Origin of the sequence: Pseudomonas sp. NPDC089996 (assembly GCF_044748405.1) — a bacterium.
GTDB lineage: Bacteria > Pseudomonadota > Gammaproteobacteria > Pseudomonadales > Pseudomonadaceae > Aquipseudomonas.
The window spans coordinates 1-19,847 of record NZ_JBIVGA010000028.1 but is presented as its reverse complement, the minus strand read 5'-3'; the positions used below and the strand labels follow the sequence as shown (position 1 = coordinate 19,847).

Below are 19,847 nucleotides of genomic sequence, written 5' to 3'. Positions count from 1 at the left end.
TGCCGGCGCGTGAGACAGATCACCCGTCACTCTAAAAACAAGATTCAGGTGAACAATGAAGATCAAAGGCATCCGTTGGTGGATGGTCAGCCTTGTCACGGCCGGGCTCGTCGTCAACTATCTCGCCCGTAACACCCTCTCGGTGGCAGCCCCCACGCTGATGACCGACCTCTCCATCACCACCGAGCAGTACGCCAAGATCGTCGCCACCTGGCAGATGTGTTACGCGCTCATGCAGCCAATTGCCGGCTGGCTCATCGATTTCATCGGTACCAAACTGGGCTTTGCCGTGTTCGCCTTGGCCTGGTCTGTGGCTTGCGCGGGCGCAGCACTGGCCAGCGGCTGGCAGAGCATGGCGTTGCTGCGGGGCTTGCTGGGCATGACCGAGGCCGCCGGCCTGCCGGCCGGGGTCAAGGCCACCACCGAGTGGTTCCCGGCCAGAGAGCGCTCGGTCGCCATCGGCTGGTTCAATATCGGTTCGTCGCTGGGCGCACTGCTGGCGCCCCCGCTGGTGGTATGGGCGATCCTGCACAGTGGCTGGCAATTGGCGTTCGTCATCGTCGGTGTATCGGGTGTGCTCTGGACCCTGCTCTGGATGCTGCTGTACAAGCACCCGCGTGATCAGAAACGCCTGAGCGATGAAGAGCGCGATTACATCCTGTCCGGCCAGGAGGCCCACTTCAAGGCCGAGCAGCGCGAGAAAGGCGCCTGGAAGCGTATCTTCAAGACCCGCAACTTCTACGCCATCGCTTCGGCGCGGATTCTGTCGGAACCGGCCTGGCAGACCTTCAACGCCTGGATCCCGCTGTACCTGATGACCGAGCGGCACATGAACATCAAGGAAGTGGCGATGTTCGCCTGGTTGCCGTTCCTTGCGGCCGACATCGGCTGTGTGCTGGGCGGCTACCTGAGCCCCCTGTTCCATCGCTACTTCAAGGTATCGCTGTTCACTTCGCGCAAGATGGTGCTGGTGTTCGGCGCCAGCTGCATGATCGGCCCGGCCTGCATCGGCCTGGTCGAAAGCCCGTACACGGCGATCCTGCTGCTGTGCATTGGCGGCTTTGCCCACCAGACCTTGTCGGGGGCGTTGTACTCGATCACTTCGGACTCCTTCAGCAAGGACCAGGTGGCGACGGCGACCGGTATGGGTGGGATGTGCGGTTACCTGGGCGCGGCGCTGTTTACCCTGGTGTTCGGCATCCTGGTGACGCAGATTGGCTACAGCCCACTGTTCGTGGTGCTGGCGGCGTTCGATATCGTGGCGGCAGTGCTGGTGTGGAAGGTGGCGCGTGAGGTGAATGGGGCTGCTTCGCAAGATCCTCTGGCAGCGTCGACCGAGGCATTGGCGTAGGGCGCGAAATCCTGGGGCCGCCTTGCGGCCCATCGCAGGCAAGCCAGCTCCCACAGGTATAGCGCAAGCCCTGAGTTTAGCGCGGTCCCTGTAGGAGCTGGCTTGCCTGCGATGGGCTGCACAGCAGCCCCTGTTTCAAGCGACGCAGTCACAATGGCTGATACTGCATCCTGAATCCCAGGCTGGTCGATTCTCCCTTCTGCAACAATCTCAACCCTGGCCGCCCTGGCAAATGATGCGCATTGATCGGGTGGCTCACCGGTTCAAAACAGAAGAACGGCTGCTCGTGCGGGCAGAACAATAGATAATGCTCAGCCCCGCTGGCGCTGCACACCAGCCTGTACCCCGCGCCCGGTTGCTCGATCACGCAGTTGCCGGGCCATTCGCTGAAAGCATGGTCGACCAGCGTTGTCGGCAGTGTCCGTGGTTTGGCGAAATTCCAGTGATCAGGTATTTCAGCCTGCCGTGACGGCAATGCCTCATTCTCCGCCAGCCACACAGTGCGCGCCTGTGCATGCAACTGCGTATCGGCATGGCGCGGAAAGTAGGGATGCAGCCCCAACCCATACCAGCTGGCCGCCGAATCTTGATGGGTCACGTGCAAATCGATGTTCAGGCAACCTTCGTGCAGGTGAATATCGAGCGTTGCCCGGTAGGCAAATGGCAAGGCGCTATCGAGGCTCAGGCGGGCACGGCGCTCACTGTGGTGCTCCACTTGCCAGGGCTGCTGCCAGGCACTGCCGTGGATCGGGTAAGGGTCGTGCCCGGTGTTCGGTGCCAGGGCCAGCCAGCCATCCGGGCGCAGGAAGCCACCCTCGGCGATGCGGTTGGACCAGGGTGCCAGCGGGTAGCAGCCCAGTTGCCGCGGGCTTCCGCTGGCCAGGGCGGCCTCGTCGGCAGGGCGCAGCAGCGCCTGGCCAGTTGCGCTGGCCTGCCAGTTGACCAGGCTGGCGCCCAGCTCGGGGGCGATGCTCAGGCGGGTCAGACGGTCTTGCAGGTGCAACAGGGGAACACTCATCAAGGCCTCCGGTAGGTCAGCAAGACGATGCCGCACACCACCACGGCGCCGCCCAGCAATTGCAAGCCACTCAGTTGCTGGTCGAGCAACGCCCAACCCAGCAGCAAGGTGGCGATGGGTTCGACGTTCATCACCGGCGCGTTCTGCGCCATGTTCAGCCTGGGCACGCAGACGAACAGCAAGGTGAAGGCCACGCCATACAACACCACCAGGCTGGCCAGCGCCATCCAGCCGCTGGCGCTGCCCGGCAGCGACAAGCCGGCGGGCATCACGCCGCTGATGCCGGCGACCAGCATGCTGGCGAACACGATCAGCAGGGTCAGCAGGCTGCGTACCGGGCCGCGCACGGCGGCCAGCTTGTGGTCGGTGATCCACAGTGCGCAGGCAAACACACAGGCGGCGCAGAATGCCAGGCCCACACCGGTGGCCCAGTGCGGGTTCGCTTCATGGCCGCCGCTCAGGTGGCTCGGCACGTCCAGCGCCAGCACCAGACCGCAGAGAATCAGGCCCATGAACAGCACGGTGCGCCCGCTTGGTCGGCTACCGCCCAACACCCAGGTCAGCAGTGCCAGAAGCATGGGGAAGGTGTTGCCCACCAGCAGCGCCAGGGCCACCGGGATGCGTGCCACGGCCGAGTACAGGCACAGGCTCTGGGTCGCGATCAGCAGACCCAGCAGCAGCTGCCAGTGCCGCGTGCCGGCCGGCAGGGCCAGCGGCTGGCGCTGCCACAGCACGAGGCAGGACAACACCAGGAAGGTGATGCCCGAACGGCAGAGGATGGCCAGCAGCACGCCGGTGTCGTTGTCGAAAGCGATGCGTGCGGCGATGTGGTTGCCGGCGAACGAACAGGCCAGCAGGGCGAGGAGGGCGATGGCCAGTTTGCGGGGGAAGAGGTTTGCAGCAGAAGAAGAGACAGCCATGTGCAGGATCCGTTTGCATTGAGAACCTTGGGGCCCTGTAGGAGCGGCCTTGTGTCGCGAAAGGGCCGCAAAGCGGCCCCGAGGTTTCAGCGTCAATGCGCAGATCCGGGGGCTGCTTTGCAGCCCTTTCGCGACACAAGGCCGCTCCTACAGGCGACCCGATTGCGGTTACAGGACGACGCTCGGCAACCACAGCGAAATGGCCGGAATGTAGGTCACCGCCATCAGCACCAGGAACAGCGCGACATAGAACGGCAGCAGCGCCTTCACCGTGGCCTCGATGCTGACCTTGCCAATCGCCGAACCGACGAACAGCACCGCACCCACGGGCGGTGTGATCAGCCCGATCCCCAGGTTGACCAGCATGATCATGCCGAATTGCACCGGGTCCACGCCGATACCGGTGATCACCGGCAGCAGGATCGGCGTGAGGATCAGGATCAGCGGCGCCATGTCCATCACCGTGCCCAACATCAGGAGCATGAAGTTGATGCACATGAGGATCACGTAGCGGTTGTCCGACAGGGTCAGGAACGCCGTGGTGATCTTCGACGGGATCTGCATCAGGGTCATCACGTAGCCGAAGCTGGCGGCGAAGGCGATCAGGATCATCACGATCGAGATGGTGCGCACCGTGCGGTGCATCAACTTGGGCAGGTCGCGCCACTTGTAGTCGCGGTAGATGAACATGGTCACGAAGAACGACCACACCACCGCCACTGCAGCCGATTCGGTGGCAGTGAACACGCCCGAAAGAATGCCGCCGAGGATGATCACCATGGCCATCAGGCCCCACAGCGCCTCACCGGCGATCTTCAGCGCCTGGCGCAGCGGGATCACCTCGCCCTTGGGGTAGTTGCGCCGCTTCGCGAAGATCAGGCACAGGCCCATCATCACCGCGCTCAGCAACAGCCCGGGCATCACCCCGGCCATGAACAGCGAAGCGATCGACACCGTGCCGCCTGCCGCCAGCGAGTACAGCACCGAGTTGTGGCTGGGCGGGGTCAGCAGCGCCTGCACCGAACCGCTGACAGTCACGGCGGTGGAGAACTCGCGCGGGTAGCCCTTGCGCTCCATTTCCGGGATCAGCACCGAGCCCACCGACGCGGTGTCGGCCACCGACGAGCCGGAGATGGCACCGAAGAAGGTCGAGGCGGTGATGTTGACCAGCGACAGCCCGCCACGCACGAAGCCCACCAGCACCCCGGCAAACGCCACCAGCCGCCGCGACATGCCACCTTCGGCCATGATCGCACCGGCCAGCACGAAGAACGGGATGGCCAGCAGCGAGAACTTGTTAACCCCACTGGCCACCTGGATCATCATCGCCTGCAGCGGGATGTCGATGTACCAGGCACCGATCAGCGCCGACAGGCCCAGGGCATAGGCCACCGGCATGCCCAGCAGGATCAGCGCAACGAAACTGCCCAACAGAATGAACGCATCCATTTACGCCGCCCCCTCGTTTTCTTCCACCAGGTCGAACTGCACCACCTTGCGCTGGCTCTGGTCGCCGAGCAGGAGCTTTTCCAGCACGAAGATCAATGTCAGCACGCCACCGACCGGGATCGGCGCGTAGCTCATGCCCACCCGCACGCTGGGCAGCGAGGCCATGAACTGGTTCCAGGTGGTGACGCATAGCTTGAAGCCGTACCAGGTCATGAACACGCAGACCCCCACCATCAGCAGCTGGGTGAATACCGCCACCAGTCGGCGGACGGGCTGGGGCAGGCGGTCGGTGACCATCGCCACCGCCATGTGCGCCCCGGCGCGGTAGCTGGCGGCGGCGCCAATGAAGGTGAACAGCACCATCAGCAGGATCGCGACCGGTTCCGGCCAGCTGGCGCCGGTGCCGAGCACGTAGCGGGCAAAGATGCCCCAGGGAATGATCAGCGACATGCTCAGGACCGACAGCCCGGCCACCCAGATGCAGGCGCGGTACAGCGTGTCGTTGACGCTCAGGACAAGCATTTTCATAGGCATCACCAAAGCGGCAGGGCGACGGGCGTCGCACTGCCGGGTTCATCTTGGAAGGGGGCCGGGTTACTGGACCGCGTCGATACGCTTCATCAGGTCGGCGTACTGCGCGCCGTACTTCTCACGCACCGGGGCGGTGGCGTCGTAGAACGGCTTGGTGTCGACGGTGATGAACTCGACGCCAGCGGCCTTGAGCTTCTCTTCGCTGGCGGCGGACTTGGCGTCCCACAGCGCGCGCTCTTCCATCTGCGCTTCGCGGGCGACTTTCTTCACCAGGGCCTGCTGCTCGGGCGTGAGCTTGTTCCAGGTGGTCTTGGACATCACCACCGGCTCCGGCAGGATCAGGTGATTGGTCAGGGTGAAGTACTTGGCGCTCTGGTAGTGGTTGTGCTCGAGCAGGGTCGGCGGGTTGTTTTCGGCACCGTCGATCACCCCGGTCTGCAGGGCGCTGAAGATTTCGCCGGTGTCCATGGCGATGCCGTTGCCGCCCATGGCGTTCATCATGTCGATGAACAGCGGGTTGCCCTGCACGCGGATCTTCATGCCTTTGAGGTCTTCAAGGCTACGCACCGGCTTCTTGGTGTAAAGGCTGCGCGAGCCGCCATCCATCCAGGCCAGCGCCACCAGGTTGAATTCGGAGTTGGTGATCTTGTCGAGAATCTCCTGGCCGATGTCGCCGTCGATGATCTTGCGCATGTGCTCATGGTCGCGGAACACGAACGGCATGTTGAACACGTTCACGTCCGGTACCACCGGGCCGACGATGCCGAGGCTGACGCGGGTCATCTGCACGGCGCCGATCTGCGCCTGTTCGATCACTTCCTTTTCCGAGCCGAGCACGCCGCCGGGGAACATCTTGAAGGTGATTTCGCCATTGCTGGCCTGTTCGAGTTTCTTGCCCATGTTCTGTTCGGCGACCACGGTCGGGTAGCCGGCCGGGTGGATCTCGGCGAACTTGATGTCGAGTGCCGAGGCTGGCATCGACAGGCTGAAAGCGAAGGGGAGTACGGCAAGAAGCAGCTTGCGTTTGAAGGTCATGGTGAAACTCCGTGGTTTTTATTATCTGGTTTCGCGCGTGAGTGTTGGGTGCAGCGTTGTTGTGCAGCGTTCAGCCGCGCCAGGCTGGCTCCTCCAGGCCTTGTACGCCGGGGTGCAGGGCGAATACGCCACCGGCCAGAGGCTGGTCGCTGAGGTCACTGCCTGCAGGGCGGATCGAGGTGACGAACAGGGTGTCGAGGTTGGCGCCGCCAAAGGCGCACATCGCCGGCTTCTTCACCGGCACGCTGAGTGAGCGGTCCAGGCGCCCGTCGGGGGTGAAGCGGTGGACCTGCCCGGCGTCGTTGCCGCAGATCCAGTAGCAGCCATCGGCATCGATGGCGGCGCCGTCGGGGCGCCCAGGGAAGGCGCGCATGTCGACGAACAGCCGCTGGTTGTGTGGCGTGCCGCTGTCGATGTCGTAATCGAAGGTCCAGATCTTCTGCACATTGGGGTGCGAGTCGGACAGGTACATGCGCGTGCCATCCGGGCTGAAGGCCAGGCCGTTGGGCACGATCATGTCCTTGAGCTGCTGGTGCAGCCGGCCCTCGCCATCGACCCGGTACAGCGCGCCAACGTGGGCGCCTTGCTGCATGTCCATGAGCATGCTGCCGGCCCAGAAACGGCCCTGGCGGTCGCAGCGGCCATCGTTGAAGCGCATGCCCTGCTGCGGGTGTTCGACTGCAGCTAACAGGCGGCTGTCGAGGCTGCCGTCGGCCTGGGCATGGAGCTGGAAGATGCCGCTTTCCATGCCGGCGAGCCAACCCCGTTCGCTGTGGGCGATGCAGGCGAGCATCTCGTCACCCTGCCAGACCTGGTGGGCGCCGTCCTGCCAACGGTGCAGCTGGCGGGCCGGGATGTCGACCCAATACAGGGCCTGTTCGCTGGGGTGCCACACAGGGCTTTCACCGGTGCCATTGCGGGCGTCGACGATCAGTTCGCAGTGCATGCTGGAGCCTCCTGGCAGGGCGGTGTCAGCTGAATGGGCCGGCAGCGACGAAGGCGCCACCCTGGTAGACCATGCTCGGGTCGTCGGCAGCGGGCGCTGGTTTGGCCTCTACCGCGGCGCGGAACACTTCGGAGGTGTCCTTGGGCTGGTAGCCCAGGTGTTCGGCGTAACGGTTGTCCCACCAGATGGTGCGGTTGTCGGAGGCGCCGTAGACCACGGTGTGGCCGACATCGGCGGTGAACAAGCCGCGCTCGATCAACTGGGTGAGGTCGTCGTAGCTCAGCCAGGTGCAGAGCATGCGCAGGTTCTGCGGTTCGTCGAAGGAGGAGCCGATGCGAATGCTGACGGTCTCGATGCCATAGCGGTCGAAGTAGAAGCTGGCGACATCCTCGCCATAGCATTTGGACAGGCCGTAGTAGCTGTCGGGCCGGCGCAGGGCATGGGCGTCGATGGGCTGGTCCTGGCGATAGAAGCCGATCACATGGTTGGAGCTGGCGAAGATGATGCGCTTGACCCCGTGCTTGCGTGCGGCTTCGTAGATGTGGAACACGCCGCAGATATTGGGGCCGAGAATGTCCTCGAAGGAATGCTCGGTGGACACGCCACCGAAATGGACGATAGCGTCGACGCCCTCGACCAGGGCATGGACCGCAGCCTTGTCGGCCAGGTCGCAGGGGATGACTTCTTCATGTGGGCCGGTGGCGGGGGCCATTGGCGCGATGTCGGAAAGGCGCAGGACTTCGGCACAGCCGGTGAGGCGTTGGCGAAGCACCTTGCCCAGGCCGCCTGCGGCTCCGGTGAGCAGCAGGCGCTTGAAGGGGGTGATGGTCATGGCGGCTCTACTTGTGATTGTTGTAAGTTGTCGTATGACTAATCTGATTATCGGCAGCGGTTTCCGGGGTTGTCAATGCTGCTTTTGAGCGTTTCGATTGCCCTGTGGGAGCGGCCTTGTGTCGCGAAAGGGCCGCAGCGCGGCCCTGGCAGTCGCGCATGTGTCGCAATTTCTGGGGCTGCTGCGCAGCCCTTTCGCGACACAAGGCCGCTCCCACAAGGACCGAGTTACAGCAACGACAGGGGATAGTTGAAGATCAACCGGTTCTCATCGAACTCGTTGTTGCTGTAGTCCCGGCGAATGGACGAGTTGCGCCACTTCACGCTCAGGTCCTTGAACGGCCCGCTCTGGATCACGTACGCCAGCTCCGATTCACGTACCCATTCCTTGCCATCGGTGACCGCCCCGGTATGCACATCGCGGCCACTTATATACCGGTTCATCAACGTCAGCCCCGGCACGCCGAGCGTCACGAAGTTGAAGTCATGGCGCACTTGCCAGGAACGCTCGTTGGCGTTGTCGAAGCTGGAGTTGTAGCTGTCGTTGGCCAAGGTCCCGCCGCTGGTGCCGTTGACCCGCATCCAGGTATCGCCATCGACTTTCTGCAGCCCGACCCAGAAGGTGCTGCCGCCGTACTTGGCCGAGAACATCCCCGAATAAGTCTTGTTGTCCAGTTCGCCGGCGCGTTCCGAGCCGTCCTCCCCGCCATGGAAGTAGCCCAGGTTGGCGCCAAGGGTCCAGTCGCCCAGCGGCTGGCTGTGGCTCAGCTGCAGGTACTGCTGCTCGTAGACGTCTTTGAGCACCGCGTTCCACAGCCCGACCAGGGTGCGGTCCTGGTTGAACTTGTACTCGCCGCCAACAAAGTTGAAGCGGTCCGACACGCCGCCGCCGTAACTCATGTCTTCCATGCTTGCGTCGTTACGCGGGCTGTTGCCGCGGAACTGGCCGCCGTACAGGGTCAGCCCGGCAATTTCACTGGAGGTCACCTGGCCACCGCGGAAGGTCTGCGGCAGCGAGCGGCCATCGTCCGAACGCAGGATAGGCAGCACCGGCATCCATTCGCCGATCTTCAGCTCGGTTTTGGAGATACGCGCCTTGCCCGCCACGGCCAGGCGGCCGTAGTCATCGGCCGGCCGGCCATCGTCATGGCGCGGCAGCAGCGCGGTGCCGTAGGTGCCGCCACCACCATCGAGCTTCACCGACCACAGCCCCAGCACATCCACGCCAAACCCTACCGGCCCTTCGGTGAAGCCGGAACGAGCATCGAGAATGAAGCTCTGAGTCCATTCTTCGGCTTTGCTCTGCGGGTTAGTGGGGTTGGTGAAGTTGCGGTTGATGTAGAAGTTGCGCAGGCCCAGCACGGCCTTGCTGTCTTCGACGAAGCCCTGAGCGAGGCTGATGCTCGGCATTGCGCTTAGCAGGCTGGCGCCGAACAGCGCGAAGGGGAGGGTTGTCTGGCAGATTTTCGACATGGGATTCGTCCGCTGATGTTGTTTTTGTTATGTGTTGTCGTACAACTGCGGCGTTTTTTATCAAGTGGAAAATCTGCTGTCAACGCTGTCGAACGCAATAAGTGAGCGACGTCAAGTGAAGAATTGACGGCGAGGGCTCTAGATCAAGGTCCTGGATAAATCAAAAGTCATACTATGACAGCGCGTCACATTGTTGCATCTGTGGCAACGCACTCACGCTGTTGCGACAGTTAGTCGCAGAATCATTTTGTAATACTATTCTTCGTTTTCTGAAGGGCTAATCGATTCAGTGCTATGGATACGGAGAATTTGCTGATGAGCACCACCCGTGCTTCACAACCCTCACGCTTGCTGCCCAGGCTGCTAGGCGTGGTCTTTCTGCTGATGGGCCTGGCGTTGCTGGCCGGCGGCATCAAACTGGCGACCCTTGGTGGCTCGCTGTATTACCTGCTGGCCGGTATCGGCTTCCTGATTACCGCTGGCCTGCTGCTGGCCGGGCGCCGCGAGGCGCTGAGCGTATACGGCATCGTGCTGCTGCTGAGCACGCTGTGGTCGCTGATGGAGGTCGGCCTGGACTGGTGGCAACTGGTGCCGCGCCTGGCGCTCTGGTTCGTCCTTGGTCTGGTCCTGCTGCTGCCCTGGTTGCGCAAACCGCTGACCGAGGGCCTGCCGTATCCGTTGGGTACCGGGGTGCTCGGCGTGGGTGTGGCGGCGGCGGGGCTGATGGCCCTGGCGAGCCAGTTCACCCACCCCAACACCATTACCGGCCACCTCGACCGCGATACTGCGGGTACCTCCAGCACCGCGCCGACAATGCCCGACGGTGACTGGCAAGCCTATGGCCGCACCGAATTCGGCGACCGCTACTCGCCACTCAAGCAGATCACCCCGGAGAACGTCGGCACGCTCAAGCTGGCCTGGAGCTACCGTACCGGTGATATCCCCGGCCCGAACGACCCGGGCGAGACCACCGCCGAAAACACCCCGCTCAAGGTCAACGGCAAGCTCTATGTGTGCACCCCGCACAGCCAGGTGATCGCCCTGGATCCGGACAGCGGCAAGGAAATCTGGCGTTTCGACCCCAAGCTCAGCACCCAGAACGCCGCCAACTTCAAAGGCTGGGCGCACATGACCTGCCGTGGCGTGGCCTATTTCGACACGGCCAAGTCGCAGGCCAGCCCTGCAGAAGGGCAAGCCTGCGCCAAACGGGTCTACGTACCCACTGCCGACACCCGCCTGATTGCCCTGGATGCCGACACCGGCAAGCAGTGCGCAGGCTTCGGTGACAACGGTCAGGTCGACCTGACCCGCAACATCGGCACCTTCACCGCCGGTGGCTACTACTCCACCTCGCCACCCACCGTGGCGGGCGGCCTGCTGATCCTCGGCGGCCACGTCACCGACAACGTCTCCACCGATGAGCCGTCCGGCGTGGTGCGCGCATATGACGCGATCACCGGCCAGCTGGTGTGGAACTGGGACAGCGGCAAGCCCGACGCCACCGCGCCAATCGCCGATGGCGAGTTCTACACCCGCAATTCGCCCAACGTGTGGTCGGTGATCAGTGCCGATGAAAAGCTCGGCCTGCTGTACCTGCCCATGGGTAACCAGATGCCCGACCAGTGGGGTGGCAACCGCACGCCGGAAGCCGAGAAATTCAGCGCCGGCCTGGTGGCGCTGGACATCGCCACCGGCAAGGTGCGCTGGAACTACCAGTTCACCCACCACGACCTGTGGGACATGGACGTCGGCGGCCAGCCGAGCCTGATCGACATCAAGACCGCCGATGGTGTGAAGCCTGCGGTCATGGCTTCGACCAAGCAGGGCAGCATCTACGTGCTCGACCGCAGCAACGGCCAGCCGCTGGTGCCGATCCACGAAACACCGGTTCCCCAGGGCGCCGTGGAGGGCGACCACACCGCGCCGACCCAGCCGATGTCCGAGCTCAACTTCATGCCGCCGACCCTGCGCGAACATGACATGTGGGGCGTGACCCCGTTCGACCAGATGCTGTGCCGCATCGACTTCCGCTCGATGCGCTATGACGGCATCTACACCCCGCCGTCGCTGCAGGGTTCGCTGGTGTACCCGGGCAACTTCGGCGTGTTCGACTGGGGCGGTATCTCGGTCGACCCGGTGCGCCAGATCGCCTTCGTCAACCCTAGCTACATGGCCTTCAAGTCGCAGTTGGTACCGGCCTCGAAAATCGCCGGGCAGCCAGCGCGCAAGAGCGAGACCGAAGGCATCCAGCCGAACAAGGGCGCGCCCTATGGCGTGATCATGGGGGCCTTCCTGTCGCCGCTGGGCCTGCCTTGCCAGGCACCGTCCTGGGGCTACGTGGCGGCCGTGGACCTGACCACTCACAAGGTGATCTGGAAGCACAAGAACGGCACTGTGCGTGACAGCTCGCCTGTCCCGATGCCGCTGACCATGGGCGTGCCGAGCCTGGGCGGCACCTTCACCACTGCCAGTGGCCTGGCGTTCCTCAGTGGCACCCTCGACCAGTACCTGCGCGCCTATGACGTGCGCGATGGCAAGGTGCTGTGGGAAGGGCGCCTGCCGGCAGGGGCGCAGACCACGCCGATGACCTACACCGGCAAGGACGGGCGCCAGTATGTGCTGGTGATGGCTGGCGGCCATGGCTCGCTGGGCACTAGACAAGGGGATTATGTGATGGCGTTTGCCTTGCCTGAGTAATTCCGTTTTCAGGTCCCTTTGCGGGCAAGCCCGCTCCCACAGTAATGCGCCGCTCTCAAGTGCAGCGACAGGCCCTGTGTGTGCGGGCTTGCCCGCGAATGGGTCCAATGAAATTATTTTGCCTGTATCCCTATATGTGGGATTGTATTTTACATATTGGAATTTTCCATTCCTCAGGTTTATAGTCGCCCTCACTCACTGCCAAAAACAGAACAGGTGAAGCGATGCAGGCGCAATTGATCGCGCTCGACTGGGGAACCACCTCCCTCCGTGCTTACAAACTTGCCGCAGGCGGCCAGGTGCTGGACGTGCGTACCCTGCCCAGCGGCATCATGCAGCTGCCCAAGGCCCCACGCCTGATCAACGGCGAGCTGTGCACCGACGGTTTCGAACTGGCCTTCGACGACGCCTGCGGCGAGTGGCTCGACGCCCAGCCCGGCCTGCCGGTGATCGCCTGCGGCATGGTCGGCAGCGCACAGGGCTGGCGCGAAGCCGCCTACCGCGAAACCCCCGCCAACGTCGCCAGCCTCGGTGCGTCCCTGCAAACCGTGCGCAGCCGCCGTGGCGTCGACGTGCACATCGTGCCCGGCGTGATCCAGCGCTCACGCCTGCCCAATGTCATGCGGGGCGAAGAAACCCAGGTACTCGGCGCGCTGCCCGGCTTGACCACTGATGACCTGCTGATTGGCCTGCCTGGCAGCCATTCGAAATGGGTCCAGGTGGCCGACGGCTGCATCAGTCAGTTCGACACCTTCATGACCGGCGAGGTGTTCGCCGTGCTCAGCGACCACAGCATTCTCGGTCGCACTCAGCAGCGCGGTGGCGCGTTCGATGCACCGGCCTTCGACCACGGCGTGCAGGTGGCGCTGTCCGCCGAAGGCGAGATCGGCCCGCTGTCGACCCTGTTCAGTGCCCGCTGCCTGGGCCTGACCGGCGAGCTGAGCGCCAGCGCCCAGCCCGACTACCTCTCCGGCCTGCTGATCGGCCACGAACTCGCGGCCTTGGCCAAGGTGCAGCGCCAGCGGCGCAACAGCGTGCACCTGCCGGCCATCCTGCTGATCGGCAACGGCCCGCTTTGCGCCCGTTACAGCCGCGCCCTGCAGGCTTGCGGCTTCAGCCACGTGAGCGTGGCCGAGCAGGCCACCGAACGCGGCCTGTGGCAGCTGGCGCTCGCCGCCGGCCTCATTCATTCATCCTGAAGGGAGCCCGACATGCTCGAACAAGCACTGGCACAGAACGGCCTGATCGCGATCCTGCGCGGGCTGCAGCCCCATGAAGCCGCTGCGATTGGCGAAGTCCTCTACGGGGCAGGCTTTCGCGTCATCGAAGTGCCGCTCAATTCCCCTGAGCCTTTCGAAAGCATCCGCATCCTACGCAGCACGCTGCCTGCCGATTGCCTGATCGGCGCGGGTACCGTGCTGACGCCGGCTCAGGTCGGGCAGGTGAAAGCGGCGGGCGGCCAACTGATCGTCATGCCGCACAGCGACCCGCAAGTGCTGCGTGCGGCCAAGGCGGCCGGGCTGTACCTGGCACCCGGCGTCGCCACGCCCACCGAAGCCTTTGCCGCGCTGGCCGAAGGCGCCGACGTGCTCAAGCTGTTCCCGGCCGAGCAGATGGGCCCGGCAGTGGTCAAGGCCTGGCTGGCCGTGCTGCCCGCCGGCACCGTGCTGGCGCCGGTCGGCGGCATCACCCCCGGCAACCTGCAGCAGTTCTTCGACGCTGGCGCCAGAGGCTTCGGCCTCGGCTCCGGCCTGTACAAGCCGGGCATGACGCCTGAGCAGGTCGCGGCCACTGCCAAGGCTTACGCGACCGCCTGGCAAGCCCTGCGCTGACCCATTCCTGCGCTGCATCCCAACAAGAGAGACAAGCAGATGAAAATTACCAAGCTGACCACCTTCATCGTTCCGCCACGCTGGTGCTTCCTCAAGGTCGAGACCGACCAGGGCGTCACCGGCTGGGGCGAACCCGTGGTCGAAGGGCGCGCCCACACCGTTGCCGCCGCCGTCGAGGAACTGTCCGACTACCTGATCGGCAAGGACCCACGAAACATCGAAGACATCTGGACCGTGCTCTACCGTGGTGGCTTCTACCGGGGTGGCGCCATTCACATGAGCGCCCTGGCCGGCATCGACCAGGCACTGTGGGACATCAAGGGCAAGGCGCTGGGCGTGTCGGTCAGCGATCTGCTCGGCGGCCAGGTACGCGACAAGATCCGCGTGTACTCGTGGATCGGCGGTGACCGCCCGGCCGACACCGCCCGCGCGGCGAAAGAGGCGGTGGCCCGTGGCTTCACCGCGGTGAAGATGAACGGCACCGAAGAGCTGCAGTTCCTCGACACCTTCGACAAGGTCGACCAGGCCCTGGCCAACGTCGCCGCCGTGCGTGACGCGGTGGGCCCGAACGTCGGCATCGGCGTCGACTTCCATGGCCGCGTGCATAAGCCCATGGCCAAGGTGCTGATGAAGGAACTCGACCCGTACAAGCTGATGTTCATCGAAGAACCCGTGCTCAGCGAAAACTACGAAGCGCTGAAAGAACTGGCGCCGCTGACCAGCACACCGATCGCCCTGGGCGAGCGGCTGTTCTCGCGCTGGGACTTCAAACGCGTGCTCAGCGAAGGCTACGTCGACATCATTCAGCCCGACGCCTCCCATGCCGGCGGCATCACCGAAACCCGCAAGATCGCCAACATGGCCGAGGCCTACGATGTCGCGCTGGCGCTGCACTGCCCGCTGGGCCCGATTGCACTGGCTGCCTGCCTGCAGCTCGATGCCGCCTGCTACAACGCGTTCATCCAGGAGCAGAGCCTGGGCATCCATTACAACGAGAGCAACGACCTGCTCGACTACGTGCGCGACCCCGGTGTGTTCGACTACGAGCAGGGCATGGTGAAGATCCCCAACGGCCCAGGCCTGGGTATCGAGATCAACGAGGAATACGTGATCGAGCGCGCCGCCATCGGTCACCGCTGGCGCAACCCGATCTGGCGCCACGCCGACGGTAGCTTCGCCGAGTGGTGATAACGCTCCGTCATTCGCGTTGAAACGACCTCAATAAACATAACAAGAGGCACTTCTCATGCAGCCGCATACCCTCACCGGGCAGGCCACCCTGGTGTCGCCCAGCCGCAAGCGTTTTTTCATCATGGTGCTGTTGTTCATCACCGTGGTGATCAACTACCTGGACCGCAGCAACCTGTCGATTGCCGCGCCTGCCCTGACCAGCGAGCTGGGCATCGACCCGATCCACGTCGGCCTGGTGTTCTCGGCATTCGGCTGGACCTACGCCGCCATGCAGATTCCCGGTGGCTGGCTGGTCGACCGGGTGCCGCCGCGCATCCTTTACAGCGTGGCGCTGGTGCTGTGGTCGCTGGCCACGGTGATGCTCGGTTTCGCCGCCAGCTTCATCGCGCTGTTCGTGCTGCGCATGGCGGTCGGCGCGCTGGAGGCGCCGGCGTACCCGATCAACAGCCGCGTGGTCACCACCTGGTTCCCCGAGCGCGAGCGGGCCACGGCCATTGGCTTCTACACCTCCGGGCAATTCGTCGGCCTGGCGTTCCTGACTCCGGTGCTGGCCTGGTTGCAGCATGCGTTCGGCTGGCACATGGTGTTCGTCGCCACGGGCGCGGTGGGCATCCTGTGGGGTGTGATCTGGTACGCGGTGTATCGCGAACCGCGTGATTTCAAGGGCGCCAACGAGGCCGAGATCGAACTGATCCGTGAGGGCGGCGGGCTGGTCGACATGCAGGCCGAACAGGCCAAGGTCAAGGCCAAATTCAGTTGGGCTGACCTCGGTATCGTGCTGAGCAAGCGCAAGCTGTGGGGCATCTACCTCGGCCAGTTCTGCCTGAACTCGACGCTGTGGTTCTTTCTCACCTGGTTCCCGACCTACCTGGTGAAATACCGCGGCATGGACTTCATCAAGTCCGGCATGCTGGCGTCACTGCCGTTCCTCGCGGCGTTCGTCGGCGTGCTGTGCTCGGGCTTCTTCTCCGACTGGCTGATCCGCCGTGGGGCGAGCGTGGGCTTTGCCCGCAAGTTGCCGATCATCAGCGGCCTGTTGATCTCCACCGCAATCATCGGCGCCAACTTCGTCGACTCGACGCCCTTGGTGATCACCTTCCTGGCCCTGGCGTTCTTCGGCAACGGCCTGGCCTCGATCACCTGGTCGCTGGTCTCGACCCTGGCGCCGGCCCGCCTGCTCGGTTTGACCGGAGGGGTATTCAACTTCATCGGTAACCTGTCGGCGATCGTCACCCCGATCGTCATCGGCTTCCTTGCCAGTGGTAACTCTTTCGCCCCGGCCATCACCTACATTGCGGTACTGGCGTTGATCGGTGCGCTGTCGTACATCCTGCTGGTGGGCAAGGTCGAGCGCATCGAGTTGTAGGCACGCTCTGCGGGCGAACATAATGTCGCCCGCCCACTCGCTCATCGATAAAGGCCGTACATGCAGGAAGACCCCGCAAAAACCGCCCCGACCGGCACCCAGACCCTGCTGCGCGGCCTGGCCGTGGTGCAGGCCGTGGCCGCTGGCGCCCGCGACCTCAAGGACATCGCCCGGCACATCGGCACCACCCGCAGCACTACCCACCGGTTGGTCAGCTGCCTGGTGGACGAGCGCTACCTGCGCGTGGTGCCCCAGGTCGGTTACCTGCTTGGCCCCAAGCTGATCGAACTCGGCTTCCAGGCCCGCGAGGAACTGCCCCTGGTGACCCTCGCCGGCCCTTATCTGGACGAGCTGTCGGCATTGACCGGCGACACCATCCACCTGGCCATCCGCGAAGGCGACGAGGTGCTGTACCTGCACAAGACCCCAGGGCGCAACGGCCCGGAGATGCGCTCGCGGGTCGGCCACCGCATGCCGCTGGCGCGCACCGGCATCGGCAAGGCGCTGATGCTCGACGACACCCCGGCCGAATGGCAGCGCCTGTATGAAACCAGCCTGCCAGCGGGCGGCAAGAGCGCATTCTGGCCGCACCACACCGAGCAGACCTGGGCCCAGTTCGAGCAGCGCATGGTCGAGTATGTGAAGGGCGGGTATGCCTTCGACCTGGAAGACAACGAGCCGTCGATCCGCTGCGTGGCTGCACCGGTGCGCGATGCCAGCCGGCGGATCGTGGCGGGGATCAGTGTGGCCAGTACCGTGCCCTACATGCCCGAAGAAAAGATGCGCGAGCTGGTACCGGTGGTCAAAGGCATGACCGCACGGCTGTCGGCAGAGCTCGGGCTGAAAAATTAGCCTGAACAGCCTTCTTCGCTGAACAAATTGAAACAAGTCATGTCTCATCGCCAGCAGAGACATTGACGTTTCATTTCCCCAAGCAAGGAGGCTCTACCATGCAACCCACCCCAGTCACGTCCGCCGGCAAGCTGCTCGGCAGTTATGGCTACGGCAAAGCCCTGATCTTCTGCATGTTCATCCTGGGCAGTATTTTCCTCGGTCTGGCCGCCTTCATCGGCTACCTGAGTGTTGCCAGTGATCAGAATTTCAACGGCCCGAAGACCCTATTCTACGGCACCATCGCCTTGCTGGCGGTGCTCGGTGGGGTGATGTTCGTCCTGGCCTTGTGGCAGAAGAAACTGCGCGTTGCACGTTATGAGGTGTACGAGAAAGGCATCTGCCAGATCATCGGCAACCAGCGCGACTACGTACCCTTCAGCGAGATGGGCGACTTCTACCTGTTCGCCTCGGGCCAGACCGCCTTTGCCGGCTTGGTCAACAACCTCGCCTATCGGCGCAACGCCAGCGAACCCTTCCGCCGGGTCAACCCACACCTGCAGAAGCTGTTCGTGTTCCTTGAGCAGGTACGTGAGCAGCACCTGAACGAACGCCTGCCAGCGGTGTTCGCCACCCTGGAGAGCGGCGGGGCGGTGCAGTTTAACTACCTGGAAACGTCGCAGGTGTGGGGCAAGCGCATGAGTGGCGACTTCTTCAATGTCACCACCAAGCCCCTGACCATCACCCGCGAGGCCCTTGATGTCGACGGCCGCAAGGTCGCGTTGAGCAGCTTGCGCAACGTGGATCTCAGCCAGTGGACCGAATTGGTGGTGATCAAGGATGAAAACGGGCAGACCGTGCTGTCGACCGTGGCCACTGGCATCATCAGCTTCGACCTGTTCCTCAATACATTGCATAACTTGCTCGAAGCCAAGCAGGCGCAGGTCAGCGCCTGACACGCTGACGCCAGCCAAAACTCAAAGGCTGGCGCGCCGCGCACCCTGTGGGAGCGGGTTTACCCGCGAACACTGGCGAAGCCGGTGCCAGGCTCACTGGCACTCTGCGCAAGGCTCTTCTACACTCGGTAAAGGCCTCGCCCTCGACCACGTAGACTGGCAAGTCCAGTCCCGGCACATGGTTACCGAGTGTGCCGTACCCCTCCTGTCGGCGTGGGCGAGGCCTCTTTCAAATCGCTTGTCTAAACCGTTGTAAAAGCTGGCTTGCCCGCGACCAAGGCAACATCGTGCCGGTGGTCAGACTCTCCACTAGCTACTGAATCAATAACGCAGCTTATCCACGCCCATGGCAATCAAGGCCAGCTCAAGCTCAGCGGGTTGTAGATGCTGTCGGTAGTGCGCCACCAACTCTGCTTCCCATCCAGCCACCTCATCGATGATGGCTGCTGCCTGAGCAGGCGACAGGCCATAATGGCCAACCTGGCTCAGCAGATTACGACGTGACAACTCCTTCCCGAAGCTTCCCACGCCCATAGCCAAACTTGATGGGGCAGCCCCCTCCGTAGTCGGCAGCACGTCATACATTGGCGACAGCCGCCAAGTGCCATTCAGGTAAAGCACGCCCACGTTTTGGGATGGTCATCATCGTTGCCGGCCAGAATGTTGAAGCAGATGCGTTTGAACAGCTCCTGAAGGTCACTGTGAGGCACGCCACGTCGGCTCATTTCGTCTGCCAGCAAGCCATAGTGCCAATCCGAACTCGCCGACGTTGTTCTCTACGCTCAACCGCCCAATGGTGCACACCTCCAGCGAGCCTGGCATCTGCATGTAAAGGTAGATGACAGTCATCAGAAGTCGTCCTCGATCACGCTCTTGAGGCGTACCCTGTGCTCAGTGGCGAATGAGGCCGGTGAGGACATCGGCACATCCTGGAATACCTCATCGAGCAACCCTAGATGCCACAGCGCGATCATGTAGCAGCGCATCTCTACGGTAGGCGTACCTGATTCGATTTTGGCAAGGGTGGTAATGGACAATCCGGATTGGGCGGCCAGATCCTTTTGGCGAATTTTACGTTCAAGGCGTCTTGTTTTCGCCAGAAGCCCTATTTTCATTAGCCTGTCGGCGCATGCCAAAGGAAAAATATTCATTTTAAGACCTGCTAAGACAGTGCTTATATGGTTTAAAAACCACTATGGCAGCTCTTATGATTTGAAAAACTTCCAATTTTCGAGGTGGTGAATGAGTAGAGGCATCGCTGGTGGCGTGCAGCGTAATCGACTCTCACAGTGTCGGCACATCCATGCCTTGGGCGATACGCAAAACCTGTGGGAGATTCTATGGCAGGAGGCAATTTCTTTGAGGAGCCAGCCTCCCAGCGTTTTCTGTTGCCTTCAGGCGTGAAGCATCGCACTTGAAA

Annotated in this window: 17 protein-coding genes and 1 pseudogene; 8 read left to right on the top strand and 10 right to left on the bottom strand. The window is 63.2% G+C overall.

Features of this window, described 5'->3' with window-relative positions; translation table 11 throughout:
• The first annotated feature begins 55 nt into the window (after positions 1–55).
• Positions 56–1,351 (top strand): MFS transporter, encoded by a 1,296-nt coding sequence (locus tag ACIPW4_RS26840; protein ID WP_400663596.1) that lies wholly within the window; start codon positions 56–58, stop codon positions 1,349–1,351.
• A 148-nt stretch (positions 1,352–1,499) separates the two neighbouring features.
• Here ACIPW4_RS26840 and ACIPW4_RS26835 read toward each other — a convergent pair whose 3' ends face one another.
• The 8 genes from ACIPW4_RS26835 to ACIPW4_RS26800 form a co-directional block, all read right to left on the bottom strand.
• The gene (locus tag ACIPW4_RS26835; RefSeq protein WP_400663595.1) at positions 1,500–2,369 is read right to left on the bottom strand and encodes an aldose 1-epimerase; all 870 of its coding nucleotides are present in this window, start codon (positions 2,367–2,369) and stop codon (positions 1,500–1,502) included.
• Entirely contained in the window at positions 2,369–3,289 is a 921-nt protein-coding gene (locus tag ACIPW4_RS26830; protein ID WP_400663593.1) for an EamA family transporter, read from the bottom strand. Before ACIPW4_RS26830 ends, ACIPW4_RS26835 begins: the two co-directional genes overlap by 1 nt.
• A gap of 168 nt (positions 3,290–3,457) precedes the next feature.
• Positions 3,458–4,738 carry a TRAP transporter large permease gene (locus tag ACIPW4_RS26825; RefSeq protein ID WP_400663591.1) on the bottom strand — a complete coding sequence of 427 codons (1,281 nt, stop codon included), beginning with the start codon at positions 4,736–4,738 and terminating at the stop codon, positions 3,458–3,460.
• Positions 4,739–5,266 (bottom strand): TRAP transporter small permease, encoded by a 528-nt coding sequence (locus ACIPW4_RS26820; protein ID WP_400663588.1) that lies wholly within the window; start codon positions 5,264–5,266, stop codon positions 4,739–4,741. It abuts the gene before it with no gap.
• Positions 5,267–5,332: 66 nt separating this feature from the next.
• Positions 5,333–6,304: a TRAP transporter substrate-binding protein gene (locus ACIPW4_RS26815; protein ID WP_400663586.1), complete on the bottom strand. Its 972-nt coding sequence runs from the start codon at positions 6,302–6,304 to the stop codon at positions 5,333–5,335.
• 70 nt (positions 6,305–6,374) lie between these two features.
• A complete protein-coding gene (locus ACIPW4_RS26810; protein WP_400663583.1) occupies positions 6,375–7,250 on the bottom strand; it encodes an SMP-30/gluconolactonase/LRE family protein in 876 nt (291 codons plus the stop codon).
• Between the two features lie 25 nt (positions 7,251–7,275).
• Entirely contained in the window at positions 7,276–8,082 is an 807-nt protein-coding gene (locus tag ACIPW4_RS26805; protein ID WP_400663580.1) for an NAD-dependent epimerase/dehydratase family protein, read from the bottom strand.
• A 227-nt stretch (positions 8,083–8,309) separates the two neighbouring features.
• Positions 8,310–9,554 carry an OprD family porin gene (locus tag ACIPW4_RS26800; protein WP_400663577.1) on the bottom strand — a complete coding sequence of 415 codons (1,245 nt, stop codon included), beginning with the start codon at positions 9,552–9,554 and terminating at the stop codon, positions 8,310–8,312.
• Positions 9,555–9,869: 315 nt separating this feature from the next.
• Between ACIPW4_RS26800 and ACIPW4_RS26795 the strand changes: the two genes are divergently transcribed.
• From ACIPW4_RS26795 to ACIPW4_RS26765, 7 genes are all read left to right on the top strand, one after another.
• Complete coding sequence (locus ACIPW4_RS26795) at positions 9,870–12,251, top strand: glucose/quinate/shikimate family membrane-bound PQQ-dependent dehydrogenase (protein WP_400663574.1); 2,382 nt, start codon at positions 9,870–9,872, stop codon at positions 12,249–12,251.
• A 224-nt stretch (positions 12,252–12,475) separates the two neighbouring features.
• On the top strand, positions 12,476–13,450 hold the full coding sequence (locus ACIPW4_RS26790) for a 2-dehydro-3-deoxygalactonokinase (RefSeq protein ID WP_400663572.1): 975 nt from the start codon (positions 12,476–12,478) through the stop codon (positions 13,448–13,450).
• 12 nt (positions 13,451–13,462) lie between these two features.
• Positions 13,463–14,083 (top strand): 2-dehydro-3-deoxy-6-phosphogalactonate aldolase, encoded by a 621-nt coding sequence (locus tag ACIPW4_RS26785; RefSeq protein WP_400663569.1) that lies wholly within the window; start codon positions 13,463–13,465, stop codon positions 14,081–14,083.
• 39 nt (positions 14,084–14,122) lie between these two features.
• A complete protein-coding gene (dgoD, locus tag ACIPW4_RS26780; protein ID WP_400663566.1) occupies positions 14,123–15,271 on the top strand; it encodes a galactonate dehydratase in 1,149 nt (382 codons plus the stop codon).
• A 58-nt stretch (positions 15,272–15,329) separates the two neighbouring features.
• Entirely contained in the window at positions 15,330–16,640 is a 1,311-nt protein-coding gene (locus tag ACIPW4_RS26775; protein ID WP_400663563.1) for an MFS transporter, read from the top strand.
• Positions 16,641–16,700: 60 nt separating this feature from the next.
• Entirely contained in the window at positions 16,701–17,492 is a 792-nt protein-coding gene (locus ACIPW4_RS26770; RefSeq protein WP_400663561.1) for an IclR family transcriptional regulator, read from the top strand.
• A 98-nt stretch (positions 17,493–17,590) separates the two neighbouring features.
• The gene (locus tag ACIPW4_RS26765; protein WP_400663559.1) at positions 17,591–18,427 is read left to right on the top strand and encodes a hypothetical protein; all 837 of its coding nucleotides are present in this window, start codon (positions 17,591–17,593) and stop codon (positions 18,425–18,427) included.
• Between the two features lie 321 nt (positions 18,428–18,748).
• Here ACIPW4_RS26765 and ACIPW4_RS26760 read toward each other — a convergent pair.
• Both ACIPW4_RS26760 and ACIPW4_RS26755 read right to left on the bottom strand, forming a co-directional pair.
• A pseudogene (locus tag ACIPW4_RS26760) lies at positions 18,749–19,152 on the bottom strand (HipA domain-containing protein).
• Between the two features lie 123 nt (positions 19,153–19,275).
• Positions 19,276–19,578, bottom strand: coding sequence for a helix-turn-helix domain-containing protein (locus ACIPW4_RS26755; protein WP_400663556.1), 303 nt, complete (start codon positions 19,576–19,578; stop codon positions 19,276–19,278).
• Positions 19,579–19,847: the final 269 nt, after the last annotated feature.

What these genes read in the sequence shown, in the direction of transcription:
- ACIPW4_RS26770 (WP_400663561.1), top strand. Translation starts at nt 16,701, where the DNA reads ATGCAGGAAGACCCCGCAAAAACCGCCCCGACCGGCACCCAGACCCTG.
- ACIPW4_RS26790 (WP_400663572.1), top strand. Translation starts at nt 12,476, where the DNA reads ATGCAGGCGCAATTGATCGCGCTCGACTGGGGAACCACCTCCCTCCGT.
- ACIPW4_RS26800 (WP_400663577.1), bottom strand. Translation starts at nt 9,554, where the DNA reads ATGTCGAAAATCTGCCAGACAACCCTCCCCTTCGCGCTGTTCGGCGCC.
- ACIPW4_RS26755 (WP_400663556.1), bottom strand. Translation starts at nt 19,578, where the DNA reads ATGAATATTTTTCCTTTGGCATGCGCCGACAGGCTAATGAAAATAGGG.
- dgoD (WP_400663566.1), top strand. Translation starts at nt 14,123, where the DNA reads ATGAAAATTACCAAGCTGACCACCTTCATCGTTCCGCCACGCTGGTGC.
- ACIPW4_RS26835 (WP_400663595.1), bottom strand. Translation starts at nt 2,369, where the DNA reads ATGAGTGTTCCCCTGTTGCACCTGCAAGACCGTCTGACCCGCCTGAGC.
- ACIPW4_RS26775 (WP_400663563.1), top strand. Translation starts at nt 15,330, where the DNA reads ATGCAGCCGCATACCCTCACCGGGCAGGCCACCCTGGTGTCGCCCAGC.
- ACIPW4_RS26805 (WP_400663580.1), bottom strand. Translation starts at nt 8,082, where the DNA reads ATGACCATCACCCCCTTCAAGCGCCTGCTGCTCACCGGAGCCGCAGGC.
- ACIPW4_RS26820 (WP_400663588.1), bottom strand. Translation starts at nt 5,266, where the DNA reads ATGAAAATGCTTGTCCTGAGCGTCAACGACACGCTGTACCGCGCCTGC.
- ACIPW4_RS26825 (WP_400663591.1), bottom strand. Translation starts at nt 4,738, where the DNA reads ATGGATGCGTTCATTCTGTTGGGCAGTTTCGTTGCGCTGATCCTGCTG.
- ACIPW4_RS26785 (WP_400663569.1), top strand. Translation starts at nt 13,463, where the DNA reads ATGCTCGAACAAGCACTGGCACAGAACGGCCTGATCGCGATCCTGCGC.
- ACIPW4_RS26810 (WP_400663583.1), bottom strand. Translation starts at nt 7,250, where the DNA reads ATGCACTGCGAACTGATCGTCGACGCCCGCAATGGCACCGGTGAAAGC.
- ACIPW4_RS26815 (WP_400663586.1), bottom strand. Translation starts at nt 6,304, where the DNA reads ATGACCTTCAAACGCAAGCTGCTTCTTGCCGTACTCCCCTTCGCTTTC.
- ACIPW4_RS26765 (WP_400663559.1), top strand. Translation starts at nt 17,591, where the DNA reads ATGCAACCCACCCCAGTCACGTCCGCCGGCAAGCTGCTCGGCAGTTAT.
- ACIPW4_RS26830 (WP_400663593.1), bottom strand. Translation starts at nt 3,289, where the DNA reads ATGGCTGTCTCTTCTTCTGCTGCAAACCTCTTCCCCCGCAAACTGGCC.
- ACIPW4_RS26840 (WP_400663596.1), top strand. Translation starts at nt 56, where the DNA reads ATGAAGATCAAAGGCATCCGTTGGTGGATGGTCAGCCTTGTCACGGCC.
- ACIPW4_RS26795 (WP_400663574.1), top strand. Translation starts at nt 9,870, where the DNA reads ATGAGCACCACCCGTGCTTCACAACCCTCACGCTTGCTGCCCAGGCTG.